The following is a 6,574-nucleotide window of genomic DNA, read 5'->3' as shown; positions in this document are numbered from 1 at the left end:
GTGCTTATGGTTTCATAAGAAACCGAAAGCCGTACAAACAGTGAAGCTGACACTCACATCATCGACCGAAGTCTAGTGAGCCGATATGCAGATTGTTGATCCATCGAATGAACCAAACCGCCCACATATCTCTTCAGTAACCAGCAATTTCAAAGAGCGAGAGACAAAATTTAACCGACTGCGCTAATTCTTTCTAACGCTGCCCGCCTCATTTATCTCAATTTTTGTTAGCCTTTAGGTCTGTCTGGCTGCTGCCGTTCGTTCCGTCTGGCGTCCCGTTAGCGCCTCAGCGCCGCCGGTGAGGGGGTATTTACGTATCGGCGCGGGTGGCCGCAAGGGCTTTTTTTCAGAAAGATGACATTTTTTGCAATTTTCTTTGAATATTTCTATTTTTCAATAGGTTAGCTTTTCACAAATCCTGCAATTTCTTTGAATTCGGTCAGAGTCCCTCATCCACGCTGTGGCTCGGACCATAGAATTTCTGGCCGTTTATCCCCACGCTTGTGGTTCCTTGCGCAATGACCGCTAGATTTAGCTTATCATTGCGCAGCACAGTCAACCGAACACGACTCGTGCGAGTCGGGATCTCGTAGAATCCCCCCGATTCACCCTAGGCCGTCTCCGATTTTCTGCCTCGAAGGCGCAAAGACAGTAGGAAAAGCAGAATCGCGGTATAGATCAGCGGCTCGAATTGCAGGCCTTTGACCAACCAAATGAAATGAATCGCCGCAAAGAGCGTGGCCAGGTAACCCAAACGATGCAATTGGCGCCAACGGATCACCCCTAATCGCCGCAAGGCGTAATCATTTGATGTCAGCGCAAGCGGGATCAACAAAAGGAGTCCTAGCATGCCCAAGGTCACATAGGGCCGCTTTATAATATCCGCGACAATCGCATCCCATGCGCCCAGATCCAGAATCGCCCAAACTAAGAAATGCGCCAAAACGAATCCAAAGGCGCTGACGCCCAAAGCGCGGCGAAACCGCAAAAGGGACAGCCCCGTGAATTGGCGCAGCGGTGTAACGGCCAAAACAGCAATCAGCATCTGCAGCGCCAATAGCCCGTAGCGATGCTCCAGGGCCTCAATCGGCTCGACCCCAAGCCCGCCCGTTGCGGCAAGATAAAACAACCACGCGGCCCACAACGCGCTCACTATATATATGGCTGCTGTGGGGACGCGCCGCAGCGCGCCATTTGCGCGACTAAGATCAAGCAAGCGCATCTTAATAATAGGCCGCCAAATCCATTCCCTCGTAAAGGGATGCCACCTCGGCCTCGTATCCGTTGAACATCAGTGTTGGCTGCCGCCCTGCAAACAACCCTGCGCCCACCCGCCGTTCGGTGGCTTGGCTCCAGCGCGGGTGATCCACCTCAGGGTTCACATTGGAATAGAAGCCATATTCACGCGGATTGGCGCGATTCCAGCTGGCGAATGGCTCATCGCGGGTCAAGGTGATCCGACTAATCGATTTGATCGACTTGAAGCCATATTTCCATGGAACCACCAAACGGATCGGCGCGCCATTCTGATTGGGGATAGGGCGGCCATAAATCCCCGTGGCCATAATCGTCAGCGGATGCATCGCCTCGTCTAGGCGCAAACCCTCTCGATACGGCCAATCCAAAACAGGGTAGCGCAGGCCAGGCATCTCGTCTGGTCGCATGACAGTTTCAAACGCCACATAATTTGCGCCCTCCTGAACACTGACCCGTGTCAGAATATCTGCAAGTTCGATCCCATTCCATGGAATGACCATCGACCACGCCTCGACACAGCGAAAGCGATAGATGCGTTCTTCAACCTCAAGACCATCAATCAACTCGGCCAGATCATAGGTTCCAGGGTTGTCCACCAACCCATCCACCTCAATCGTCCAAGGCGAAGTTGTCAGGCTGCCTGCATTATTGGCAGGATCCTCTTTGCCCGTGCCGAATTCGTAGTAGTTGTTATAAGAGGTAATCTCTTCCCAAGAATTCGGGATAAGCTCCTGCGCGTTTGCCCGACCAAGGCCAAGGGCGGTTGCACCAATCAAACCTGCCGCACTCGCCATGATTTGGCGGCGGTTGATATAGGCCGCATAAGGCGTGGCATCTGCAATGCTCAGATCATTTGTCCAACGTCTTGCCATCAGCTTACCCTTTCTGTCGTCACGGTTTGCGAAGAACATGGACGCAGATGCGCCATTTCCCAAGCCTTGTTGCACGATCTCACGAAACTGTTTGCAACGCGTGATCGCACTTCCATTCACATAGGCTCACACGCAATCACATCAAATTTATTGGAAGATCAAAATGCGCCGCGCTTAGGCGCGATGCGCCGCGCTTAGGCGCGATACGCCGCGCGTCAAGTCACGCGCATTCACATCTGCATTATTGTTATCTCTATTTTTGCATCCATTTCGCAGCGAGACGGCAACCTGAACTTTAACCCCATATTGATTAAGAGGCTAACCATGTTCAAACGCACTGCACTTGCACTTGCCACAACCGCAGCTTTTGCCACTTCGGCTTTTGCAATGGGTCACTCGAAGGATATCGTTGACACGGCCGCAGCCGCAGGCAGCTTTACCACGCTTCTGGCTGCTGCCGAAGCCGCGGGTCTGGTTGAGACGCTGAAAGGCGAAGGCCCTCTCACCGTGTTCGCACCAACAGACGAAGCGTTTGCCGCCCTGCCCGAAGGCACAGTTGAAACCCTCCTCTTGCCAGAAAACCGTGATCAGCTTGTCGCAATCCTGACCTATCACGTCATCGCAGGCGCGGTGATGTCTGGGGATCTTTCTGATGACATGACTGCCGCAACCGTTCAGGGCGCAGATATCACCATCGACCTTGATAATGGTGTAATCGTCAATGACGCCAATGTTGTTACCGCAGATATCGAAGCGTCAAACGGCGTGATCCATGTCATCGACAAGGTGATCATGCCTCCAATGTAATCCGCAGCACGGATTGCGCATAAAGAAGGCCCCGCAAGATGCGGGGCCTTCTTCGATCTTAATGCACCACGGCATCATCAGGTTTGGGGCGATTTGTGGCCGCCACCCTGTCACCGATGATCAGGCCATCCGCGCATGCACTGACAACAACCCGCGCGCCATCCTTGACCTCACCGGCCAAGATCATCTCTGCCAACCGGTCTTGCAGGCTGCGTTGGATGACCCGCTTCAAGGGCCGCGCCCCGAAGACAGGATCATATCCTTCGGAGGCCAACCAATCCTTGGCCGCATCATCCAGATCAACGGTGATTTTACGCGCAGCAAGGCGTTTCGCCAAAAGCCCAAGCTGGATTTCAACAATCCCACCCATATCGGCACGGCCCAAACGATCAAACACAATCATATCGTCTAGGCGGTTTAAGAACTCGGGGCGGAAATGTGCCCGCACCGCATCCATCACATCGCGCTTGGCGCCCGCAATGTCCCCACCATCTGGCAACTGACTGAGCGCTTGCGCCCCCAAATTTGACGTCAACACAATCAAGGTTTGTTTGAAATCAACGCGCCGCCCTTGGCCGTCAGTCAGGATACCATCATCCAAGACCTGCAACAGGACATTGAACACCTCGGGATGTGCTTTTTCGACCTCATCAAAGAGGATCACCTGATAAGGTCTGCGGCGCACGGCTTCGGTCAGAACGCCGCCTTCGTCATATCCGACATATCCAGGAGGCGCGCCGATCAAACGTGCAACCGCGTGTTTCTCCATGAATTCGGACATATCAATCCGCACCATCGCCTGATCATCGTCAAAGAGATATTCAGCCAAGGCTTTGGTCAATTCGGTTTTCCCTACACCCGTTGGCCCAAGGAATAGGAATGACCCAAGCGGGCGATTTTCATCCTGAAGCCCTGCCCGCGCGCGCCGCACCGCACGACTGACGGCAGAAACCGCCTCGCGCTGGCCGATGACGCGGCGGCCAAGCTCCTCCTCCATCCGCAAAAGCTTTTCCCGCTCCCCTTCCAACATTTTGGACATGGGGATCCCCGTCCAACGCTCGACCACAGCGGCAATTTGCTCGGGGCGCACAGCCTCTTCGACCATGACATCTTCTTCAGCATTCTCAGCCTCGGCCAATTGCCGCTCGAGATCAGGGATCACCCCGTAGGACAATTCACCTGCACGACCCAAATCGCCCCGCCGTTTGGCCTGATCCAATTCAGCCCGCGCTTGATCAAGCGCCTCTTTCAGCTTGCGCGCTGCATCAAGCTTGTCGCGCTCGCCCTGCCACTGTGCCGTCATTTGCGCAGATTGCTCCTGCAAATTGGCCAATTCTTTCTCAAGCTTTTCCAACCGTTCACGGCTGGCGCTGTCTTCTTCTTTCTTGAGCGCCTCAGCTTCGATCTGCATTTGCAGGATTTGACGATCAAGCGCGTCTAATTCTTCGGGCTTACTGTCGACCTCCATCCGCAAACGGCTTGCAGCCTCATCAACAAGGTCAATCGCCTTATCGGGCAAGAATCGGTCCGTGATATAGCGTTTCGACAAGGTGGCCGCGGACACAAGCGCCGCATCTGAGATCCGCACCCCGTGGTGAAGTTCATACTTCTCTTTGATCCCGCGCAGGATAGAGATTGTGTCTTCCACCCCAGGTTCTTCGACCATCAAAGGTTGGAACCGCCGCGCCAGAGCGGCATCTTTCTCAACATATTTGCGATATTCATCGAGCGTGGTTGCACCCACGCAATGAAGCTCGCCACGGGCAAGCGCAGGCTTGATCAGATTGGCCGCATCCATGGCACCATCAGATTTGCCCGCCCCGACCAGAACGTGCATCTCGTCAATAAAGAGGATGATTTCACCAGATGCAGCCTCGATTTCTTTCAAAATCGCCTTCAGCCTTTCCTCGAATTCACCGCGATATTTCGCACCTGCAATCAGCGCGCCCATATCCAAAGCCATCAAACGCTTATCGCGCAGGCTTTCGGGAACGTCACCATTGATGATGCGCAAGGCAAGGCCTTCGGCAATCGCGGTTTTCCCGACACCCGGCTCTCCAATCAGAACGGGGTTATTCTTGGTGCGGCGGCTGAGAACCTGCATCGCGCGGCGGATTTCCTCATCGCGCCCAATGATCGGGTCAATCTTCCCGTCCCGCGCAGCTTGCGTCAGATCGCGCGCATATTTCTTGAGAGCCTCATAGCCATCTTCAGCTGAGGCCGTATCAGCCGTGCGACCCTGACGGATGTCATTGATCGCAGCGTTCAGGGATTGAGCATTGACCCCGCCCGCCTCAAGCGCAGATTTCGCTGGCGATTTCACAAGGGCCAAGGCGGTCAAAATCCGCTCAACAGGCACGAAACTATCGCCCGCCTTGGTGGCAAGCTTTTCGGCTTCGTCCAAAACCTTTACGGTTTGGCTGTCTATATAAACCTGCCCCGCATCCCCTGTGACTTTGGGTAATTTGGCCATGGCGGCATCATTAGCGGCGCGCACTTCGCGCGCATCGCCCCCTGCCTTGGTGATCAGATTGCCTGCCATACCCTGCTCATCGTCAAGCAGGGCTTTCAGCATGTGCTCTGGTGCCAATTTTTGGTGATCTTCGCGCTGCGCCACTGTTTGAGCGGCCTGAATGAACCCGCGCGCACGGTCTGTGAACTTTTCAAAGTTCATCGTCTGTCTCCTTCATCTAAGCACCCGTCTCACACCACCCGCTTTGCGGCATGATGCATCTTTCGGGCCTTCTCTTTAAACTTGGGAGGTCAGCGCGCCTTGTTCAAGGGTTAAGGCTCAATCGCGAATGCGTTCTGACAAAAGTTTTGCGGGCCGCAAGCGCTCCGCCGCCTCAAAGCGCGAGAATGTTTGGTTGACGCAATTCGTCACTGCGGCAAGCTCATTCATATACCCCATCAATTCCGCTGTGCGGGCCGCCTCAACCAATTTAACTGCACGGGCGGGGTCATGGGTTTCCAACTGGACATAAAATAGAGGCTCCCCCAGCCTCAGCACCAAATATTTCTCCGTTTGGTGCCATTCGAACGCCCACATCAGCGGACGCGGCCAAATATGCAGCGGAAACCGCCCCCCAAAAATCGTGCCCGGAAGGGGGTCTGTGCGGTAGTGGGCAAAAGCGGCAAGTTGAGTCAGATAGATGGGCTCATCCGCAATGAAGCAGTAGGGCAGCGCAAGCTGAATGGTCGGGCGATCAGCATAGCGCCATTCCGCCTCGGACACCAAGGTCACCACTTGGGCAATCTTATTGCCACGGATTGCGCTGCTCGTGCCTGCGCGATTGATCAAGACGGCCTTCCCATCTTTGTCACGCCCAAATCCTAAATGCAGATCATAGGGGCAGCGCACCATAAAGTAGCGGCTTTCCATCTGAACCACGGCAGGGCAGCGCGCTGCTGATTTCGCATGCGCACGGTTGGCCCCGCGAGAGGCCACGCGTTCGGGCGCATCAAAAAGCACTGCGCCTTTTTCTTCGGTCAAAAACCACCCCACACGCGCAGGGCCCTGTTCGGGCTTTGCATCGTCACGCGACACTTCAATCGACAATTTCATGATCTGACGTTCCGTCCAGTTTAGCTATCTTGAGAATGAAGCTTGCAGAAGGGCGCGTCAATGCTGTCTTGGT

Annotated in this window: 5 protein-coding genes; 1 reads left to right on the top strand and 4 read right to left on the bottom strand. The window is 54.7% G+C overall.

Going from position 1 to position 6,574, the window contains the following annotated elements; all coding sequences use genetic code 11:
- Positions 1–610: 610 nt before the first annotated feature.
- Together msrQ and msrP are read right to left on the bottom strand one after the other, a co-directional pair.
- Positions 611–1,222: a protein-methionine-sulfoxide reductase heme-binding subunit MsrQ gene (msrQ, locus tag AAC636_RS02535; RefSeq protein WP_340300296.1), complete on the bottom strand. Its 612-nt coding sequence runs from the start codon at positions 1,220–1,222 to the stop codon at positions 611–613.
- A 1-nt stretch (position 1,223) separates the two neighbouring features.
- A complete protein-coding gene (gene msrP / locus AAC636_RS02530) occupies positions 1,224–2,129 on the bottom strand; it encodes a protein-methionine-sulfoxide reductase catalytic subunit MsrP (protein WP_340300295.1) in 906 nt (301 codons plus the stop codon).
- A 324-nt stretch (positions 2,130–2,453) separates the two neighbouring features.
- Here msrP and AAC636_RS02525 point away from each other — a divergent pair, with 324 nt between their 5' ends.
- Entirely contained in the window at positions 2,454–2,936 is a 483-nt protein-coding gene (locus AAC636_RS02525) for a fasciclin domain-containing protein (RefSeq protein WP_340300294.1), read from the top strand.
- 58 nt (positions 2,937–2,994) lie between these two features.
- Here the strand turns inward: AAC636_RS02525 and clpB are convergent, their stop codons facing one another.
- Together clpB and AAC636_RS02515 are read right to left on the bottom strand one after the other, a co-directional pair.
- Positions 2,995–5,610 (bottom strand): ATP-dependent chaperone ClpB, encoded by a 2,616-nt coding sequence (gene clpB, locus AAC636_RS02520; RefSeq protein ID WP_340300293.1) that lies wholly within the window; start codon positions 5,608–5,610, stop codon positions 2,995–2,997.
- A 117-nt stretch (positions 5,611–5,727) separates the two neighbouring features.
- Positions 5,728–6,501 carry a hypothetical protein gene (locus AAC636_RS02515; RefSeq protein WP_340300292.1) on the bottom strand — a complete coding sequence of 258 codons (774 nt, stop codon included), beginning with the start codon at positions 6,499–6,501 and terminating at the stop codon, positions 5,728–5,730.
- Positions 6,502–6,574: the final 73 nt, after the last annotated feature.

Origin of the sequence: Roseobacter sp. HKCCD5988 (genome assembly GCF_037830355.1) — a bacterium.
GTDB lineage: Bacteria > Pseudomonadota > Alphaproteobacteria > Rhodobacterales > Rhodobacteraceae > M30B80.
This window is presented reverse-complemented; position numbering and strand designations above follow the sequence as displayed.